This is a genomic window from Microbacterium paraoxydans, assembly GCF_018224615.1.
GTDB lineage: Bacteria > Actinomycetota > Actinomycetes > Actinomycetales > Microbacteriaceae > Microbacterium > Microbacterium paraoxydans_B.
Genome location: NZ_JAGTUK010000003.1, coordinates 612694 through 630503, shown reverse-complemented (window position 1 = coordinate 630503; position 17810 = coordinate 612694). Strand labels below are relative to the sequence as shown.

Here is a 17810-nt window from a genome sequence, read left to right as displayed (position 1 = left end):
CGCCACGCCCGGGCGTCGCGTCCCTGCGGCGTCGATTTGGCGCGCGGAGAAATGCCATGCCATACTTGAACGGTTGTCGCGGGACGGAAACGCTCCGCCAGACGGCCCCATCGTATAGCGGCCTAGTACGCCGCCCTCTCACGGCGGTAACGCGGGTTCGAATCCCGCTGGGGTCACACAACACGACGAAAGCCCTCCGGTTTGCCCGGGGGGCTTTCGTCGTTGTCGCCCGGTCACGCAGGGCGACCACCCGTGAGCCAGAGCGCGACGGCGGTCGCGGCGGTGGCCGTGGCCGCCAGCACCGGATCGAGACCGTACAGGGTGATGCCGAGGATCGGGGCTGCGAAGACGACCACCGCGGCGACCGTGGCGACCGGTGAGGGGAAGCGGAGTGCGGCGATGCGGGGAAGCACCTCGAAGCGCACGAGCCGCAGCGACGCGAGCCACACCACCGCGAGCACCGCCAGGAGGAACAGCGGGCGGGTCGACCACCACGAGATGCTCCCGGGCGTCGGCAGAGGAAGCGGGAGCAGCAGCTCGAGTCCGGTGAGCAGCAGGATCACGGGCAGATGCCAGAGATAGACGGTCATCAGTCGGGAACCGACCACGAGCACGACCCCCTGTGCGGCCTTGGTTCGCATGAGCATTGTGAGGGGACGATGCAGCAGCGCCAGGGTCGCGGCCTGGACCACGGCGAGCACGGCGAGCGGCGCGCTCGGAGGCCACTGGTTCGCGAGCATGCTCGTGGGATACCCGGCGACCGCCACCAGAGCCCCCAGCGCACCGTACCCGCCGAGCACCAGGGCGAGCAGCTGCGCGACCGATCGTCGCGCGAACCATCCGTCGAAAAGGAAGAAGCCCACCTGCTGGGCGAACAGCCACACCGCGAACACGTTGGGAACGCCGAAAAGTTCGTGTCCGAAGCCGTAGCCGGTGGCCGGCACGGGACCGATGTCGAGGATCCCCGCGACGAGCACGAGGCGGACGACGTCGACCAGCAGCGAGGCGGCGAGGAGCACCATCGGCACGCGCACACCGAACCGCTCGTGCAACCGCATCATGCCTGGCGCGCAGGCCTGGACGAGCAGGTACGCCGCCAGGAACCACAGCGGCGAGCCGACGCCGATCGCGATCGTGTCGACGAGGTCCGGATCCACGCCGAGAGCGAGGGCGCCACCGAGCGCAACCGTCAGGAACACGAAGAGCGGCAGCGCGGGTCGTGCCAGACGGGCGAGGCGGACCCGGATGAACCGGTCGGCGGATTCGCCGCGCGCCATCGCAGAGCGCCATCCCGCCCGCAGCGCGTAGCCGCCCACCACGAAGAACAGCGGCATGATGTCGAGGAACCACGTCGCCACGTCGAAGAACGGGAGGTGCTCGGCTGTCCGTTCGATGACGAGTCCGCCGTCGTCGCGTCGTCCGACGCCGACGAAAAGGAGGTGGATGCCGACGACCAGGATCACGCAGACCACGCGGGCGAGATCGAGGGTCAGGTCGCGTCCGGCGAGAGCGGTGCGGGGCGGGGTGTCGGTGGCGTGCGTCATGCGGACGAGGCTACGGGCGGGCGCAGGTGCGCCGTCGCCGCCTGTGGATGACGGAATCGCGCCACGTCGGCCGCTCGCGACCGCAGCTCAGCGGGCAGGCCGCAACGACAGCGCGCGGAACTCTGGATGGGCCAGCGGGACGATCATGAGCGCCATCATCGTCGTGCCGAAGACCGCGAACGGCACCCAGATCGCGGTTGCGGAGGCGAGCGCCCCGAAGCCCGCCATCGCCACCGGCATCAGGCAGTCGTCGCCGAGGCGGGTGAGCGCGCCCATCCGGCCGAGATACGCGGTGTCGACGGTCGCGGAGAACGTCGCGCTGAGCAGCACGGATGCGAATCCGGCCGTGCCGCCGATGAGGAACGCCGCCGCGCCCACCGTCCACGCCGGTCCGATGCCGAGCGCGACGATCCCTGCGCCCTGGACCACCAGGGCCCAGAAGCCGCTGTACGCCTCGCGCCGTGGTCGCCAGGCCGCGACCGTGATCGCGCCGAGCGCGGCACCGAGGCCGAGCAGCGCCTCGAACAATCCGACGGCCGGCGCGCCCCACCCTGCCTCGTCGGCACGCAGCGCCAGCCCGATCCCGACCGCGGGCCCGACGGCCAGATTCAGTCCGGACAGGGCGAGCACCAGGGTGCGCGTGGGCCGGTTCGCGGCGAGGTGGGCGAACCCGGCGGCGATGCCCCGCAGTGTGGACTCGCGCGGGGCCCGGGCGAGGCGGAACCGCGGGCGCAGCCCCAACGCGAGGAACGCCAGCACGACCGTGAAGGTGAGCGCGTTGACCGAGGCACTTCCCGCGAGCCCGGCGTGCGCGACCACCAGACCACCCACCGCGGCGCCGCCCATCGTGCCGAGGCGCGAGGCCGTCTGCGCCGCGGCCCCGTACGACGGGAGGTCGGACGTGCGGACGAGCTGACGAGCGACGGTGCCGGCCGACGGCTCGTAGAACGCGTCGCACACCCCGAAGGCCACCGCGGCGAGCAGCAGCACGGTGACGGTCGGCGGCGTCGCCAGCACCCACAGGGCGACCGTGACCAGCACGGCGACACGGGCCACGGTGAACAGCAGCATCACGCGGCGGGCGTCCACGCGGTCGGCGAGGACTCCGCCGAACAGCAGGATCAGCGCCCGCGGCACGGTCCCGGCGGCCACGATGAGACCGGCGACCGCGGGGGAGGCGATCTGCACCGCTGTCCACGCCAGGGCGATGGTCCAGAGCGCGTCGCCGGCGTCGGACAGGGCCTTCACCCCGATCCAGGCCTGCACCATCCGGTCACGGCGGAAGGGTGGTGGCGGCGTGAGCTCGACGGGTTCCGTGACCGCGGTCATCAGGGCTCCGTGGGGAACGCGTGCGCGAACACGAACACCGGCACACGCTGCTGCCCGTCATCGGGGTCGATCGCGCGCTGCCACTCGCGGATAGTCTCCAGCAGTCGCCCCGAGAGATCACGCAGTTCGTCGGGTGAGGCCCAGGCGGTGGTCTCGGTGTTGGACGCGTCGTAGTCGCGGTACGCGGGGTCGTCCCGGTGGCGGTGCCAGCGCTGCAGCCGTTCGATCTGCATGCGGATGCCCTGCCGCTGTGCCTCTCTGGCGAGCAGGGCGTCCGCGGGGGAATCGGCGAAGTCGTCGACCGACCAGGTGAGGCCGCGCCGTGCGACCCGCCACCAGCTCGTGCGCCGGTCCCCGGACGGGTCGGGCGCTCGCTCGACGACGCCGGCACGTTCGAGCATGCGCAGGTGGTGGCTGATGCTGCCCACCTGGCTGTCGAGTGCGCGCGCGAGCGTGGTCACCTGGCAGGTGCCGTACAGGAGGAGGTAGTCGTAGATGCGGCGGCGGAGCGGATGGTGCACGGCGGTGATCACGGAGATGTCTTCCACGGAGGATCACGCTAGGTGCGACCGCGAAACTGCACAAGGGTTCTTGTATACCTCGGAAAGACGCGGCGCAGGCCACCCATCATGAGTGATCTGCGCCGCGTGGAGCCGCGTCAGTCCTCGTCGTCGGCGCGGGCTGCGGCCACGGACGACCGGGCCCGGCGCGTGCGGCGCGCCCGACGGATCAGCCAGACGACGAGCACCACCACGGCGGCGACCGCGAGCCAGGGGAGCAGGAAGCCCACCGCGATCACGAGCGCGTTCAGCGACACGACCAGTCCGTTCCATCCGGCCAAGAGCCCGTCGCCGAAGCCCGCGGGATCGGCCGTGCTCGGCGCCGCGGCCTTCGTCAGCTGTACTTGCAGCGACGACATCGCCACCTGGTCGTCGAGGGCCGCGAGCTGCTGTTCGTACGACTCCAGCTGCGCCTGCCGTTCGGTCAGTGCGACCTCGGCCTCGATCAGCTCCGACACGCTGCCGGACTGCGCCATGAGCTGCGTGAGTCGCTCGACGGACGCCCTGGTGGAGTCGACGCGCGCCTGGAGGTCGATCGCGGTGGAGGTGACGTCCTGTTTCGACGTCGACGACGACAGCACCTCGCCGGTCTCGCCGAGCGCCGAGATCACGACGGTGAGGTCGGCCGAGGGCACCCGGACGCTGATCCAGCCGTACGCGGAGTCCGTGGGCGCGGGGGCGCGGGTGTCGTCCACCGCGAGCGCCTTGCCCACCTCGGTGCTCTCGACGTAGCCGCCCTTCTCCTCCGCGAGCGCCGCGATGGCGTCGGCGGCGTCGGGGATGCTCTTCACCTGCACGGTCGCCTGCGCGGTCGTGATGATCTCCCGGTCGGAGTCCGCCGCGGCCTCATCCGACGTGGAGGTGCCCGGCATCGTCACCCCGGGCAGTGCACCACCGCCGGTGTCGGAGCGCGCGCCGTCCGGCAGTGAGCCGGGCGCCACCGGCACCGTGCCTTCGGGCGCGGCGTCGGTGGACTCGGTCACGGCGTCGCCCGGCAGGCTCAGCCCCTCCACCGTGGAGACCGCGGAGCCCCCCACGCTGTCGAGGATCGGCGGGGTCACCAGCACCCCGACGACGAAGGCCGCCGCGATGCCGCCGCCGGTGAGCCAGGCCCGCCGGCGACGGTGCGCCTTCGCCTGCGCGGGCCGCACAGGCGCGCGCTCCTCGGCGATCTCGGCGAAGACGGCGTGCTCGATGCGGGCCATGGTCTCGTCGGACAGCTCGGGGAGCTCATCGGGGGTCTGTGCGTTCATGCGTCTCTCACTTCCTTCACGGCGCCGCGCAACTGCGTGCGCACTCGCGAGAGACGGGTCCGGACGACCGCGTGCGTGACTCCGAGCTCTTCCGCCGCGGCCTGATACGCGTAGCCCTCCGATGCGCACAGCCGGAAGATCTCGCGGTCGAGTTCGCTCAGCGTGCCCACCTCGGCGGCGATCCGGTCGGCGAGCGCAGCGGTGATCACCTGCTCCTCCACGCTGACCGTGTCTGCCAGTTCTTCCTCGACGGCGTCGGCCGTGTGCGCCTGATCCCGACGACGCTGCCGAAGGCGGTTCGCCGCCTGGAACCGGCAGATCGTCGCGAGCCAGGGCAGGATCGACTCGCCCTGGAGTTCGAGGCCGGGGAGCTTGCGCCACGCGACCACGAACGTCTCCTGGGTCACGTCCTCGGCGTCGGCGGGGGAGGCGAGGATGCCCTGCGCGATCCAGTACACGGGTCGCACGTGGGCACGGTACAGCTCGCGGAAGGCGCTCTCGTCGCCGGCCGCGGCCTGCGCCGCCCACCTCTGGTCAATCGTCTGGGAAGGCATCGGGTGTCCGTTCGGTGTCTCTCACCGGTGAGTGTCGCGATCGGGCCCATCGTCTCAGATCGCGGTTTCCGCGTGTGATCGGTCGCTCCGGCGGCCCGATGCTCCGGTAGCATGGCTCCGGCGAGAGGGAGTATCCCGGACCCGCGCGTAACGTCATCACGAGCACCGACACCGCTGCTCCGGGCGCGCGACGCACTTCGGTGCGGGGGAGAGACTTTCGAACATCACCGACCCCTCGCGAAAGGTGCAGTGCGCCGTTGGACATCCCCGTCTGGTTCGAGATCAGCTCGATGATCGTCCTCACGATCATCCTGATCGGCGACCTCCTGCTCATCCGGTTGCGGCCGCACATCCCCTCGACCAAGGAGTCCACGCTCTGGGTGGTGTTCTACGTCGGGCTCGCGCTGTTGTTCGCCGTGCTGCTGGGGAACGTGAGCGGCTGGCAGAACGCGGGCGACTTCATCACCGGATGGGCCCTCGAGTACAGCCTCTCGGTCGACAACCTGTTCGTGTTCGTGCTGATCATGGCGCAGTTCGCCGTGCCGCGGCGCCTCCAGCAGCAGGTGCTGATGGTGGGCATCATCATCGCGCTGATCCTGCGCGGGCTGTTCATCCTGGTCGGCGTCGCGGTGATCGAGAACTTCTCGCCGATCTTCTACGTGTTCGGCGCGTTCCTGGTCTACACGGCGATCCGTCAGGCGATGCCGGAGGGGGAGCACGACGACGACGTGAAGCGTGAGAACTTCATCGTCCGGCTCCTGCGCCGCCGCATCGACATCAGCGAGACCTACGACGGGTCGAAGATCCGCACCACGGTCGACGGCACGCGCATGTGGACCCCGATGGTGATCGTCTTCATCACGATCGGCGTGACCGACCTGATCTTCGCGATCGACTCGATCCCGGCGATCTTCGAGATCACGACGAACGGCTTCCTGGTGTTCGCCGCCAACATCTTCGCGCTGATGGGCCTGCGGCAGCTGTACTTCCTGCTCGGCGATCTGCTCGACCGCCTGCGTTACCTGCACTACGGCATCGCCGTGATCCTCGGGTTCATCGGCGTCAAGCTGATCCTGCATGCGCTGCACGTGAACGAACTGCCGTTCATCAACGGCGGACAGCACGTCGAGTGGGTTCCCGACATCGACAACATGGTGTCGCTGGGCGTGATCCTCGTGTCGATGACGGTGGCGACGATCGCGAGCCTCGTGGCGTCGTCGCGGGAGAAGCGGGCCGAGAAGCGCAGCGCGCCGGTCGCGGAGTGAGTTGCGGGGGAGACCCCGTCAGAACGCGCGCAGGTTCGCCTGCAGCCCGCCGTCCGCGTACTCGCGTCGGAGCAGTCCGCGCCGTCGCAGGATCGGCACCAGCTCGTCGAGCGTGCGGTGCAGCGTGACGGGGTGGAAGTCGCCCCACAGCAGCACGCCGTCGTTGCCCCAGTCGCCCAGCTCCTCGATCAGGTCGGCGAACTCGTCCGCGGTGCCGACGAACCCGGTCCGGTCGGCGATGCGACCCGCACGGGCGAGCGCGGTGAGGTGCGCGCGCAGCGGGGCGTCCTCGTCGCGGTCGCCCACCAGACGCTGGATGCTGCCGCGCGACACGTGAGCGCCGAAGATCGACAGGTCGAGCGGCCGATCGAGGTCGAGCGCGGTGAGGTCGGTCTCCAGGTCGCTCGACTGCTTGCGGGCGATCTGCTGCAGGGCGGCGTCGTCGGGGTGCGCCGAGGCCGCGACGATGCGGTCGGCCTCTTCGCGGGAGGAGGTGATGACGGGCTGGATCGCGAACAGGATCTTGATGTCGTCCGGCCGGCGGCCCTTCGCGATCGCGGCCTCGTGCACCCTGGCACGGTAGTCGCGCACCGACTTCTCGTGCAGCGGGGCGAGCGCGAGCTGCACGTCGGAGTTCGCGCCGGCGAAGCCGAGGCCGCGTCCCGAACCGCCGGGCGACACGATCGCGGGCTCGCCGTCGGTGAAGGGGATGGCGTTGAGCGGCCCGTCGAACGCGAAGTGGCGTCCGCGATGCTGCACCGGCCGCAGCCGGGTGCCGTCGGCGTACACGTCGGTCGCTCGGTCGGCGACGAGGGCACCGTCGTCCCAGCTGCGCCACAGCGCCCGGATGCCGTCGAGCCATTCCTCGGCGCGGTCGTACGCCTCGTCGTGGCCGAGCTGCGGGGCGTCGGAGAAGTGCCGGGCGCTCCCGGTGTCGGTGACCACGTTGAGGCCGAGCCGGTGACCGCTGAGGTGCTGCAACGTGGCGAACTGTCGTGCTGAGGTGTAGGGCAGCGACGCGGCGGGGTTCACGGTGGGTACGACGCCGAGGTGCTGCGTGGCATGGAAGAGGTACGGCGCGAGCAGCAGCGGGTCGTGCTTGGGACCCCCGAACGCATGGCGGACGCGCAGGTCGATGGTCTCGGGCGAGCCGAGCGAGGGACTGTCCTCGATGATGACGAGGTCGAACCCCGCCTGCTCCAGAGTGCGCGCCGCTTCCTGGTAGATCTCGGGGCGCGTCCAGTCGTAGTCCCAGTCGAGCGACGGGTAGCCCCACCCCTGCGGGCCGAAGCCGCGGGCGAGGAACCAGCCGAAATGCTGCGGGCGGCTCATGCCACCGTCTCCCGTACCGACTCGAGCACGCGCGCCAGGTCGGCCACGAGGTCGTCGACGTCTTCGATGCCGATCGACAGCCGCAGCGTGCCCGGTGACACACCCAGCACGCGGCGCTCCTCGTCCGTGCGCTGCGCGTGGCTGGTGGTGCCGGGGTGCAGGACGAGCGAGCGCACATCGCCGATGTGCGTCATGTGGGTGAACACCTCCACCTCCTCCACGAACCGCCGTGCCGCGGGAAGACCGCCGCGCAGGGTGACGGTGAAGATCGAGCCGAAGCCGCCGTCGAGGTAGCGGAGGGCGGTTGCGTGGTGGGGGTGCGTCGGAAGCCCGGCGTAGTCCACGCTCTCCACGGCCTCGTGCGCCGCGAGCCAACGGGCGACCTCCAGCGCGTTGCGCGACTGCCGCTCGACGCGCAGGCCGAGCGTCTCCGCACCCTGGCCGATCAGGAAGGCGTTGAGCGGGGAGGGGGAGGCGCCGAACCGCGGTGCGACGGATTCCCGCACGTACGCGATCCGGGCCCTGCGGCCGTGGCGGGCGTACACGCTCGGCAGTCCGCCGCGGCCGGGCAGCACGAGGTGCGGGGCATTGTGCCCAGCCCGCTCGGCATCGAACCGTCCGTCGTCGACGATGACGCCGCCGAGGACGGAACCGTGTCCGGCGAGGAACTTGGAGGCGGAGTGCACGACGATCGCGGCGCCGTGCTCGAGCGGCCGCAGCAGTGCGGGCGTGGCGAGGGTGTTGTCGACGATGAGGGGGATCGCGGACTCGTCGCCGACCGCGCTCACCGCTGCGACGTCGAGCACGTCGTTGCGCGCGTTGGCGAGCGACTCGGCGAACAGGGCGCGCGTGGTGGGGCGGATGGCTTCGCGCCACGCGTCGGGGTCGGCGATGTCGTCGACGAACGTGGTCTCGATGCCGAGGCGGGCGAGGTTGTCGAGGAACAGCCCGCGCGTGCCCTCGTAGATGTGCGTCGACGAGACGATGTGGTCGCCCGTGCCGACCACGGAGAGCACCGCGGCGGACACCGCGGCTTGACCGCTCGCCACGAGGACCGCGTCGGCCCCCGACTCGAGCGAGGCGAGCTGGCGCTCGACCGCGTGCACGGTCGGGTTGCCCGTGCGGGTGTAGCCGAAGCCCGTGCCGGTGCCGAAGTGGTCGGCGGCATGGTCGAAGTCGTCGAACTCGAAGCCGGCGGTGAGGTAGATCGGGGTCGCGCGCGACGCGGCGGTCTCGCGGCCGCGCGCGGCGTGGACGGCACGGGTGGCGAAGCGGGCGGTGTCGACGGTCATGCAGGGCCTCTCGATCGGGCGGGTGAGCAACAGAGTGTCACGGCGCGTCGCGGCGTGTCCGACCGGTGGTAACCTGACGTCATGCGGACCGTGCTCCTTCTTAGCGGCCGCGGCGAGACCTCGATCTGAGCCCCTCCTCGTCGCGGAGTCCATCGTGGGCCGAACCGCCAGCCACAGGAGACACGCCATGACCAGCCCCGCTTCCGGAGCCCCTTCCGCACGCCGCAGGACCCTCGCCGAGAAGGTCTGGGACGACCACCTCGTCGTGAAGGGCGAAGACGGCCAGCCCGACCTCATCTACATCGATCTGCACCTCGTGCACGAGGTCACCAGCCCCCAGGCCTTCGACGGCCTGCGCAGCGAGGGTCGCCCGCTGCGCCGCCTCGACCTCACGATCGCGACGGAGGACCACAACACCCCGACGTGGGAGATCGACAAGCCGATCGCCGATCTCACGAGCCGCACGCAGATCGAGACGCTGCGCCGCAACGCCGCCGAGTTCGGGGTGCGCCTGCACTCGCTGGGCGACGCCGAGCAGGGCATCGTGCACGTCGTCGGACCGCAGCTCGGCCTCACGATGCCGGGGATCACGGTCGTGTGCGGCGACTCGCACACCTCCACGCACGGCGCCTTCGGCGCGATGGCGTTCGGCATCGGCACGAGCGAGGTCGAGCACGTGATGGCCACGCAGACGCTGCCCCTCAAGCCGTTCAAGACCATGGCCATCAACGTGGAGGGCACGCTGCGCCCCGGTGTCACCGCGAAGGACATCATCCTCGCCGTGATCGCGAAGATCGGCACCGGAGGCGGCCAGGGGTACGTGCTCGAGTACCGCGGCAGTGCGATCCGTGCGCTGTCGATGGAGGGGCGCATGACGATCTGCAACATGTCGATCGAGGCCGGAGCCCGTGCGGGCATGGTGGCCCCGGACGAGACGACGTTCGCATACCTGGAGGGGCGTCCGCACGCGCCGAAGGGCCAGGACTGGGAGGATGCGGTCGCCTACTGGCGCACGCTGCCGACCGACGAGGGGGCGGAGTTCGACGCGGAGGTCTTCATCGACGCCGACGAGCTGGAGCCGTTCGTCACGTGGGGCACCAACCCGGGGCAGGGCAGCTCCCTGTCGGCCGCGGTGCCCGACCCCGCACAGATCGCCGACCCCAACGAGCGGGCGGCGGCCGAGCGGGCGCTGGAGTACATGGACCTCACCCCGGGCACTCCGCTGAAGGAGGTCCCGGTCGACGCCGTGTTCATGGGGTCGTGCACCAACAGCCGGATCGAGGATCTGCGCGCGTTCGCGTCGATCATCCAGGGCAAGAAGAAGGCCGACGGTGTGCGCGTCATGGTCGTGCCCGGGTCCGCACGCGTGCGCCTGGAGGCGGAGGCCGAGGGGCTCGACAAGGTCATCACCGACTTCGGGGCCGAGTGGCGCTTCGCCGGCTGCTCCATGTGTCTGGGCATGAACCCCGATCAGCTCGCACCCGGCGAGCGGTGTGCCTCCACGTCCAACCGCAACTTCGAGGGACGACAGGGCAAGGGCGGGCGCACACATCTCGTGTCTCCGCTCGTCGCGGCCGCCACGGCGATCCGCGGCACCCTGTCCAGCCCGAGCGACCTGACGGAAGAGGCCTGACCATGGAGAAGTTCACGACCCACACGGGCATCGCCGCTCCGCTGCGCCGCTCGAACGTCGACACCGATCAGATCATCCCGGCGGTGTTCCTCAAGCGCGTGACCAAGACCGGTTTCGAGGATGCGCTGTTCCACGGCTGGCGCCAGGATCCGGAGTTCGTGCTGAACCAGGCGCCGTACCAGGGGGCGTCGATCCTCGTCGCGGGTCCCGACTTCGGCACCGGGTCGAGCCGCGAGCACGCCGTGTGGGCGCTGCGCGACTTCGGCTTCAAGGTCGTGCTGAGCCCGCGGTTCGCCGACATCTTCCGGGGCAACTCCGGCAAGCAGGGACTGCTCGCCGCGACGATCTCCGAGGACGACCTGGAGCGGTTCTGGGCCGAGATCGAGCGGGATCCCGGGGCGCAGATGACGGTGGACCTCGAGGCGCGGACCGCGTCCATCGCTGGCTTCCAGGCCGACATCGGTATCGACGATTACACTAGATGGCGGCTCCTCGAAGGGCTCGACGACATCGGGCTCACGCTGCGCAACGAAGAGAAGATCGCGCAGTTCGAGGCCCGTCGCGAGTCGTGGCGGCCGCGGACCCTCCCCGTTCAGTGAGACGGAGGGGGCGGGGGAGCCAGGGGTAACCCCGCCCCCGATGAACGAAGTGAGGCCCCGAATGACGACACCCGTGCGCGACGCTCTCCCCGACGCAGTCCCTGCGCTCACCGGAGACGTCCTCGCCATTCGAGGAGGTCGGCCCCTGCGGGGTCGGGTCGACGTGAAGGGCGCGAAGAACCTCGCCACCAAGGCGATGGTCGCCTCCCTCCTCGGTGAGACCACGAGCGTCCTGCGCGATGTGCCCGCGATCAGCGATGTCGCGGTCGTGCGCTCGCTCCTCGAGGTGCACGGTGTGCGCGTGTCCGACGGCGATGAGCCGGGTGCGCTGGTGTTCGACCCGAGCGACGTGGAGTCCGCGCACTTCGAGGAGATCGACGCGCACGCCGGTGCGTCTCGCATCCCGATCCTGTTCTGCGGCCCGCTGCTGCACCGTCTCGGCCAGGCCTTCATCCCCGACCTCGGCGGCTGCCGCATCGGCGACCGTCCCATCGACTTCCACCTCGACGCGCTGCGCAAGTTCGGTGCGATCGTCGAGAAGCTGCCGAGCGGCATCCGTCTCTCCACCGGCGGCACGCGACTGCACGGCGCGAACATCCACCTGCCGTACCCGAGCGTCGGGGCCACCGAGCAGGTGCTGCTGACGGCGGTGCGCGCCGAGGGTGTCACGGAGCTGCGCAACGCGGCCATCGAGCCCGAGATCATGGACCTGATCGCGGTCCTGCAGAAGATGGGCGCGATCATCTCCTACGAGCCGAACCGCGTCATCCTGATCGAGGGCGTCGAGAAGCTGCGCGGATACGACCACCGGTCGATCTTCGACCGGAACGAGGCGGCCTCCTGGGCGTCGGCGGCCCTGGCGACCGACGGTGAGATCTTCGTCGGCGGCGCCAAGCAGCAGGAGATGCTCACGTTCCTCAACGTGTTCCGCAAGGCCGGCGGCTGGTTCGACGTGAAGGAGGACGGCATCCTGTTCCGTCGCGACGGCGAGATCAAGCCGGTCGTGGTGGAGACCGACGTGCACCCCGGCTTCATGACGGACTGGCAGCAGCCGCTCGTGGTCGCGCTGACCCAGGCGCACGGTCGTTCGGTGGTGCACGAGACGGTGTACGAGAACCGCATGGGCTTCACGGATGCTCTCGTGAAGATGGGTGCCGACATCGTCGTGCACCCGCGGGGGCTGCAGGACGGTCCGCGTCGCGTGCCGCGTCGCGATCTGGAGCAGGCGGCCGTCATCACGGGCCCCACTCCGCTGCACGGAGCGGACATCGTCGTTCCCGACCTCCGTGGCGGCTACAGCCACGTGATCGCGGCCCTCACCGCCTCCGGCGAGTCGAAGGTGTCGGGTGTCGACATCCTCGCCCGTGGCTACGAGAAGTTCCTCGCCAAGCTCGACGCGCTCGGCGCCGACTTCGACGTCCTCCGGTGAGCCCGATGGCTTCCCGGTCGCCGGAGAAGACGCGTCCGAGTCTCTTCTGGCCGCTCGCGGTGATTGTCATCCCTCTGGTGTCGCTGCTCGCGAAGATCCGCGTCAGCGGTGGCGAGAAGCTCCCGCGTGAGGGGGCGTTCGTGCTCGCCCCGAACCACTACTCGGAGTTCGATCCACTGATCGTGGCAGTCGCGGTGTGGCGGATCGGCCGGGCGCCGCGGTTCATGGCGAAGGAGAGCCTGTTCCGGGTGCCTGTGCTGGGGTGGGTGCTGCGTCGCACGGGCATGGTCCCGGTTGCGCGCACCTCTTCGGCCACCGCGGCGAAGCAGACGATGGCGCAGTCCGCCGAACTCGTCGAGCACGGCCGCGGGGTCATCGTGTATCCGGAGGGCACGCTCACGCGTGACCCCGACCTGTGGCCGATGCGCGGCAAGTCCGGTGCGGTCCGTCTCGCGCTGGCCGACGGTATCCCGCTCATCCCGATGGCACAGTGGGGCACGCAGGAGATCATGGGGCGGTACCAGAAGGGCCTGAGCCTGTGGCCGCTGCGCAAGCCCGTCCGCGTGCTGGTGGGAGACCCGGTCGATGTGGCCGACCTGCGGGGGCGTGCGAATGAGCCGGCTGCGCTGACGGAGGCGACGAACCGACTGATGAACGCGATCACGGCGCTGCTCGAGGAGCTGCGCGAGGAGAAGGCACCTGCGGAGCGGTGGAACCCCGCGAGCCACGGCCAGAAGGAGACCGGTCGACTTGACTCCTAAGAGGAACACACCCGCGGGCCCGCGGGTCGCAGTGATCGGTGCGGGCAGCTGGGGCACGACGTTCGGCAAGATCCTGGCCGATGGTGGCGCCCAGGTCACGATGTGGGCGCGTCGCGCCGAGCTCGCGCACGAGATCGACGAGGCCAAGCGCAACTCGCGCTATCTTCCCGGCATCAACCTCCCGCGCACGATGGCCGCCACGCACGAGCTGTCGTCGGCGCTCGACGGCGCTGAGCAGGTGTACCTCTCCGTGCCCAGCCAGTCGCTGCGCGAGAACCTGAAGGCGCTGAGGCCGTTGATCGCTTCGGGCGACGCGAAGATCGTCAGCCTGATGAAGGGCGTCGAGCGGGGCAGCGGCCTGCGCATGAGCCAGGTGATCCAGCAGGAACTGCGCTGTGATCCCGAACGCATCGCGGTCGCCTCCGGCCCGAACCTGGCGCTGGAGATCGCGCGCGAGCAGCCGACGGCGGCCGTCATCTCGTCGCTCAGCCGGGAGACCGCGGAGGTCGTGGCCCGCGCGGCGCGCAACAGCTACTTCCGCACGTTCGTGAACACCGACGTGATCGGCACGGAGTTCGGCGGTGTGCTGAAGAACCTCATCGCGGTCGCGATCGGCATCGTCGACGGTGTGGGGTACGGCGAGAACACCAAGGCGTCGATCATCACGCGCGGCCTGGTCGAGATGACCGACTTCGCGGTCGCGAACGGCGCGCAACCCGAGACGCTTCAGGGACTCGCCGGCCTCGGCGACCTGATCGCGACGTGCCAGTCGCCGCTGAGCCGCAACAACACGGCCGGGCGCCTCCTCGGGCAGGGCTACTCGTTCCAGGACGTCGTGAAGCAGATGCAGCAGACGGCGGAGGGGCTCGCCTCGGTCGCCCCGGTGCTGCAGCTCGCGCGCGAGGCCGACATCGACATGCCCATCGTCGAGCAGGTGAAGATGGTGCTCGACGGCAAGATGGATCCCCGGGATATCGCCCCGCATCTCACGACGGACGACGACACCCCGCAGGGGGAGAGGACCAACCATGGACAAGCAGACGGTGGTGGTGCTCTTCGGCGGGCGCTCCAGCGAGCATTCGATCAGTTCCGCAACGGCGGGGGGAGTGCTCGGCGCGATTGATCGCGAACGGTACGCGGTGATCCCGGTGGGGATCACGCGCGAGGGCGCTTTCGTGCTGGAGGATGACGACCCTGCGAAGTTCCCGCTCGATGCGGCGCACCTTCCGGAGGTCGTCGACAACGGCACGCGGGTGCTGTGGCCGGAGCCGGGCGGTGACCGCACGCTCCGCGTGGTGCGTCCCGACGGCACCGTGGACGGGTTCGGCGAGATCGACGTGGTGCTGCCGATCCTGCACGGCCCGCATGGGGAGGACGGCACGATCCAGGGCTACTTCGACACGCTCGAGGTGCCGTATGCCGGCGGCGGCGTGCTCGATTCGGCGCTGTGCATGGACAAGCACTTCATGAAGATCGCTCTGCAGGCCGCCGGGCTCGCGGTGGCGCCCTGGGTGACGGTGCGGCGTGCGGCGTGGGACGGGGACCCGTCCGCGGTGCGGGATCAGGCGGCGGCGCTGGGTCTGCCGGTGTTCGTGAAGCCGGCGCGAGCCGGGTCGAGCGTCGGGGTGTCGAAGGTGAGTGCCCCGGAGGAGCTGGATGCGGCACTCGCGGTCGCTTTCGCGGAAGACGACAAGGTGCTCATCGAGTCGGGTGTCACCGGTCGCGAGATCGAGGTTGCGGTGCTGGAGGCCGCGGAGGGAGTGCGCGCATCGCTGCCGGGCGAGATCGTCCTCACGTCGCGCGGGTTCTACGACTTCGAGGGCAAGTACCTCGGCGGTGACGGCGTCGACGTCGTGTGCCCGGCGGAACTGAGCAAGGCCGAGGTGGCTGCGGTGCAGGCGGCCGGGGTTCGCGCGTTCGAGGCCGTGGACGGACGCGGTCTGGCCAGGGTCGACATGTTCCTCACGCCCTCGGGCGATCTCGTCGTGAATGAGCTCAACACGATGCCGGGCTTCACGCCGATCTCGATGTTCCCCAAGTGCTGGGTGGCCTCGGGCCTGAGCTACCGCGACCTCATCACGGAGCTCGTGGAAGCGGGGCTGCGGCGCTGACGCGGGTTCGCCGTGGGCTCAGCCCGCGGGGAACTCGACGCGGTCGGTGCACTGCGCGGTTGCGGGTGCCAGACCCGACTGGATGCTCGACGACAGGGTGTTCACGATCGACTGGAAGTCGATCTGCTCACCGCGCCGGATGATGAGCTCGACGGCGGGCTCGCGGCCGTACGTCACGAGGCGCTGTCGCTCCTCCTCCTGGTCGAGCACGAGCCAGTCGACGCCGCCGAGGGTGGTGCACACGAGGGCGGACGGGGCGGGAGGCTCCACACCGCAACGCAGCACGATCGTGGGGTCGCCCCATGCGCCGGTGGCCTGCGCGTCGGTCCACACCCGGTCGAACCCGTCGACGCTGTCGGGCAGCAGCACCGAGACGGCCGCGCAACCCGGATCGTTGGCGTCGTCCGCAGGTTCCAGGTGCACGGTGGTCGAGCATCCGGTGACGGCGGTGGCGAGGACGATCGCCCCGGCGGCGGCAGCGAGACGGCGGGAACGGGGCATGTATCCAGGCTACCTTTGACGACATGCACTCCCGACCCGATGCCGACGACCCGCGCCTGGCAGACCTCTCGGAGGGGCGCATCCTTCGGGCGATCCTCAGCCGCACGGAGCCCGGGGCGCACACCCTGCTCGGCCCTGGCGATGACGCGGCCGTGATCGCGGCGCCGTCCGGTTCGGTCGTCGCGACGACGGACACGCTCGTGCACGGTCCGGACTTCCGACTGGCGTGGTCGAGCGGCTACGACCTGGGCTGGAAGGCCGCCGCCGTGAACCTGGCCGACGTCGCGGCGATGGGGGCGCGTCCGACAGCGCTGCTGGTGGCGCTCGCGGTGCCGCGGGACCTGCGGCTGTCCTTCGTGGAGCGGCTGGCCGACGGGTTCCGGGACGCGTGCGCCGCGCTCGCGCCGGGGTGCGCGGTCGTCGGCGGCGACCTGACCGTGTCCGATGTGCTCACCGTGGCGGTGACGGCGCTCGGCGATCTCGAGGGGCGGCCGCCCGTGACCAGGGCGGGGGCACGACCGGGGGATGTGGTCGCGGTGGCGGGTGAACTCGGTCATGCCGCCCATGGCCTGGCCGTGCTCTTCGGCCGCTTCCGCGACGGCGACGTGCCGATCCCGGTCGATCAGACCGCGCTCGGGCCGGGCGAGAGTGCCGCGGTGGCGGCGCAGCTGCGGCCGTCGCCCCCGATCGGGCTCGGCGTGGTCGCCGCGGCCGCCGGTGCGACGGCGATGATGGACGTGTCCGACGGACTCGCTCTGGACGCTCGGCGCCTGGCCGATGCCTCGGGGGTCACGATCGCCCTGGAGCGGGCGGCGCTCGGCGACTCCCCGGAGCGGGCGCTTGCGGGTGGGGAGGACCACGCGCTGCTCGCGACGTTCCCGGAGGGCATCCTCCCGCCGGGCTTCCGGGCGATCGGGACGGTCCGGCCGCGAGGGGACGACGACCTGCTGTGCGACGACCTGCCGGTCGATCTCAGCGGGTGGGACCCCTACCGCGACTGGGATTCCGTGGCAGGCTGAGGCCCCTCCCCGGAGGCGGCATCGGGGTCGCGCTCACACCACCACAGGGCGGTGTCTCCGTAGGTCTTCTGACGAAACACCCGCAGCCCGGCGGCCTCGACGTCCGGCGGCGTGGAGCGGCGGGCGCGTTCGACGATCAGGACCGCATCGTCGCTCAGCAGGCGTGCCACGGCGCTCAGGTCGGCGGTCATGGCGGCGTCGTCGAGGTCGTACGGCGGGTCGGTGAAGACGAGGTCGTACGGTCCTGTGGCGCGGGTCAGGAAGGAGTGCACGCTCGCCTCGTGCACCCGGGCCGGGGGCAGCCCGCTCGACTTCGCGACGGCCCCCGCGTTGCGGCGCACGACGGCAGCGGCGGGGCGACCGCGCTCGACGAGGTCGGCGGTGGCCGCGCCGCGGCTGAGCGCCTCGAGCCCGAGTGCCCCGGAGCCGGCGTAGAGGTCGAGCACCCGGGCGCCGTCGATGGCGTCGAGCGACTCGAGCGCGGCGAACAACGACTCTCGCACGCGATCGCTCGTGGGCCGCGTTCCTGCTCCAGGAACCTCGAGGCGGGTGCCGCGCGCGCGGCCGGCGATGATCCTGGTCACCCGTTCACGATACGACAGGCGGTGACCGCGCCGTGTCGGTCGGG

The 17810-nt window shown here is 70.7% G+C and carries 17 protein-coding genes and 1 tRNA gene; 9 read left to right on the top strand and 9 right to left on the bottom strand.

The features are described from left to right. Positions 1 to 103 precede the first annotated feature (103 nt). Positions 104 to 176 (top strand) — tRNA-Glu (locus KE274_RS13240). A gap of 57 nt (positions 177 to 233) precedes the next feature. Here the strand turns inward: KE274_RS13240 and KE274_RS13235 are convergent. From KE274_RS13235 to KE274_RS13215, 5 genes are all read right to left on the bottom strand, one after another. Continuing rightward, positions 234 to 1544 carry an acyltransferase family protein gene (locus KE274_RS13235; RefSeq protein ID WP_211544454.1) on the bottom strand — a complete coding sequence of 437 codons (1311 nt, stop codon included), beginning with the start codon at positions 1542 to 1544 and terminating at the stop codon, positions 234 to 236. A gap of 87 nt (positions 1545 to 1631) precedes the next feature. Next, positions 1632 to 2873 carry an MFS transporter gene (locus KE274_RS13230; protein ID WP_211544452.1) on the bottom strand — a complete coding sequence of 414 codons (1242 nt, stop codon included), beginning with the start codon at positions 2871 to 2873 and terminating at the stop codon, positions 1632 to 1634. Further along, a complete protein-coding gene (locus KE274_RS13225; protein WP_211544450.1) occupies positions 2873 to 3421 on the bottom strand; it encodes an ArsR/SmtB family transcription factor in 549 nt (182 codons plus the stop codon). Before KE274_RS13225 ends, KE274_RS13230 begins: the two co-directional genes overlap by 1 nt. Positions 3422 to 3531: 110 nt before the next feature. Then, entirely contained in the window at positions 3532 to 4686 is a 1155-nt protein-coding gene (locus tag KE274_RS13220; protein ID WP_211544448.1) for a DUF4349 domain-containing protein, read from the bottom strand. Next, on the bottom strand, positions 4683 to 5240 hold the full coding sequence (locus KE274_RS13215) for an RNA polymerase sigma factor (protein ID WP_211544446.1): 558 nt from the start codon (positions 5238 to 5240) through the stop codon (positions 4683 to 4685). The genes KE274_RS13220 and KE274_RS13215 overlap by 4 nt, the downstream gene beginning before the upstream one ends. Positions 5241 to 5497: 257 nt before the next feature. Here KE274_RS13215 and KE274_RS13210 point away from each other — a divergent pair, with 257 nt between their 5' ends. Beyond that, a complete protein-coding gene (locus KE274_RS13210) occupies positions 5498 to 6505 on the top strand; it encodes a TerC/Alx family metal homeostasis membrane protein (protein ID WP_211544444.1) in 1008 nt (335 codons plus the stop codon). Positions 6506 to 6523: 18 nt separating this feature from the next. On the opposite strand, the gene KE274_RS13205 is transcribed toward KE274_RS13210, so the two are convergent. Together KE274_RS13205 and KE274_RS13200 are read right to left on the bottom strand one after the other, a co-directional pair. Beyond that, positions 6524 to 7837, bottom strand: coding sequence for an LLM class flavin-dependent oxidoreductase (locus KE274_RS13205; RefSeq protein WP_211544442.1), 1314 nt, complete (start codon positions 7835 to 7837; stop codon positions 6524 to 6526). Further along, positions 7834 to 9129, bottom strand: a complete 1296-nt coding sequence (locus KE274_RS13200) for an O-acetylhomoserine aminocarboxypropyltransferase/cysteine synthase family protein (protein WP_211544440.1) — start codon at positions 9127 to 9129, stop codon at positions 7834 to 7836. The genes KE274_RS13205 and KE274_RS13200 overlap by 4 nt, the downstream gene beginning before the upstream one ends. Positions 9130 to 9316: 187 nt before the next feature. Between KE274_RS13200 and leuC the strand changes: the two genes are divergently transcribed. From leuC to KE274_RS13170, 6 genes are all read left to right on the top strand, one after another. Further along, complete coding sequence (gene leuC, locus KE274_RS13195; RefSeq protein ID WP_211544438.1) at positions 9317 to 10762, top strand: 3-isopropylmalate dehydratase large subunit; 1446 nt, start codon at positions 9317 to 9319, stop codon at positions 10760 to 10762. A 2-nt stretch (positions 10763 to 10764) separates the two neighbouring features. Further along, the gene (gene leuD, locus KE274_RS13190; protein WP_211544436.1) at positions 10765 to 11361 is read left to right on the top strand and encodes a 3-isopropylmalate dehydratase small subunit; all 597 of its coding nucleotides are present in this window, start codon (positions 10765 to 10767) and stop codon (positions 11359 to 11361) included. Positions 11362 to 11422: 61 nt separating this feature from the next. Then, positions 11423 to 12790, top strand: a complete 1368-nt coding sequence (gene murA / locus KE274_RS13185; protein ID WP_211544434.1) for a UDP-N-acetylglucosamine 1-carboxyvinyltransferase — start codon at positions 11423 to 11425, stop codon at positions 12788 to 12790. Between the two features lie 5 nt (positions 12791 to 12795). Beyond that, a complete protein-coding gene (locus KE274_RS13180; protein ID WP_211544432.1) occupies positions 12796 to 13551 on the top strand; it encodes a lysophospholipid acyltransferase family protein in 756 nt (251 codons plus the stop codon). Continuing rightward, positions 13541 to 14674, top strand: a complete 1134-nt coding sequence (locus KE274_RS13175) for an NAD(P)H-dependent glycerol-3-phosphate dehydrogenase (RefSeq protein ID WP_249186321.1) — start codon at positions 13541 to 13543, stop codon at positions 14672 to 14674. Before KE274_RS13180 ends, KE274_RS13175 begins: the two co-directional genes overlap by 11 nt. Then, complete coding sequence (locus tag KE274_RS13170; RefSeq protein WP_211544430.1) at positions 14580 to 15662, top strand: D-alanine--D-alanine ligase family protein; 1083 nt, start codon at positions 14580 to 14582, stop codon at positions 15660 to 15662. The genes KE274_RS13175 and KE274_RS13170 overlap by 95 nt, the downstream gene beginning before the upstream one ends. Before the next feature lie 18 nt (positions 15663 to 15680). Here the strand turns inward: KE274_RS13170 and KE274_RS13165 are convergent, their stop codons facing one another. Next, entirely contained in the window at positions 15681 to 16163 is a 483-nt protein-coding gene (locus KE274_RS13165; RefSeq protein ID WP_211544428.1) for a DUF3515 family protein, read from the bottom strand. Positions 16164 to 16186: 23 nt separating this feature from the next. Between KE274_RS13165 and thiL the strand changes: the two genes are divergently transcribed. Further along, positions 16187 to 17182 carry a thiamine-phosphate kinase gene (gene thiL / locus KE274_RS13160; RefSeq protein WP_211544427.1) on the top strand — a complete coding sequence of 332 codons (996 nt, stop codon included), beginning with the start codon at positions 16187 to 16189 and terminating at the stop codon, positions 17180 to 17182. Here the strand turns inward: thiL and rsmD are convergent. Continuing rightward, the gene (gene rsmD, locus KE274_RS13155; RefSeq protein ID WP_211544425.1) at positions 17152 to 17766 is read right to left on the bottom strand and encodes a 16S rRNA (guanine(966)-N(2))-methyltransferase RsmD; all 615 of its coding nucleotides are present in this window, start codon (positions 17764 to 17766) and stop codon (positions 17152 to 17154) included. The genes thiL and rsmD overlap by 31 nt on opposite strands. Positions 17767 to 17810 lie beyond the last annotated feature (44 nt).

Excerpts from the sequence above, each read along its gene's own strand:
- KE274_RS13180 (WP_211544432.1), top strand. The coding sequence starts at position 12,796 with ATGGCTTCCCGGTCGCCGGAGAAGACGCGTCCGAGTCTCTTCTGGCCG.
- KE274_RS13220 (WP_211544448.1), bottom strand. The coding sequence starts at position 4,686 with ATGAACGCACAGACCCCCGATGAGCTCCCCGAGCTGTCCGACGAGACC.
- KE274_RS13230 (WP_211544452.1), bottom strand. The coding sequence starts at position 2,873 with ATGACCGCGGTCACGGAACCCGTCGAGCTCACGCCGCCACCACCCTTC.
- KE274_RS13235 (WP_211544454.1), bottom strand. The coding sequence starts at position 1,544 with ATGACGCACGCCACCGACACCCCGCCCCGCACCGCTCTCGCCGGACGC.
- KE274_RS13165 (WP_211544428.1), bottom strand. The coding sequence starts at position 16,163 with ATGCCCCGTTCCCGCCGTCTCGCTGCCGCCGCCGGGGCGATCGTCCTC.
- murA (WP_211544434.1), top strand. The coding sequence starts at position 11,423 with ATGACGACACCCGTGCGCGACGCTCTCCCCGACGCAGTCCCTGCGCTC.
- KE274_RS13170 (WP_211544430.1), top strand. The coding sequence starts at position 14,580 with ATGGACAAGCAGACGGTGGTGGTGCTCTTCGGCGGGCGCTCCAGCGAG.
- leuC (WP_211544438.1), top strand. The coding sequence starts at position 9,317 with ATGACCAGCCCCGCTTCCGGAGCCCCTTCCGCACGCCGCAGGACCCTC.
- thiL (WP_211544427.1), top strand. The coding sequence starts at position 16,187 with ATGCACTCCCGACCCGATGCCGACGACCCGCGCCTGGCAGACCTCTCG.
- leuD (WP_211544436.1), top strand. The coding sequence starts at position 10,765 with ATGGAGAAGTTCACGACCCACACGGGCATCGCCGCTCCGCTGCGCCGC.
- KE274_RS13205 (WP_211544442.1), bottom strand. The coding sequence starts at position 7,837 with ATGAGCCGCCCGCAGCATTTCGGCTGGTTCCTCGCCCGCGGCTTCGGC.
- KE274_RS13215 (WP_211544446.1), bottom strand. The coding sequence starts at position 5,240 with ATGCCTTCCCAGACGATTGACCAGAGGTGGGCGGCGCAGGCCGCGGCC.
- KE274_RS13200 (WP_211544440.1), bottom strand. The coding sequence starts at position 9,129 with ATGACCGTCGACACCGCCCGCTTCGCCACCCGTGCCGTCCACGCCGCG.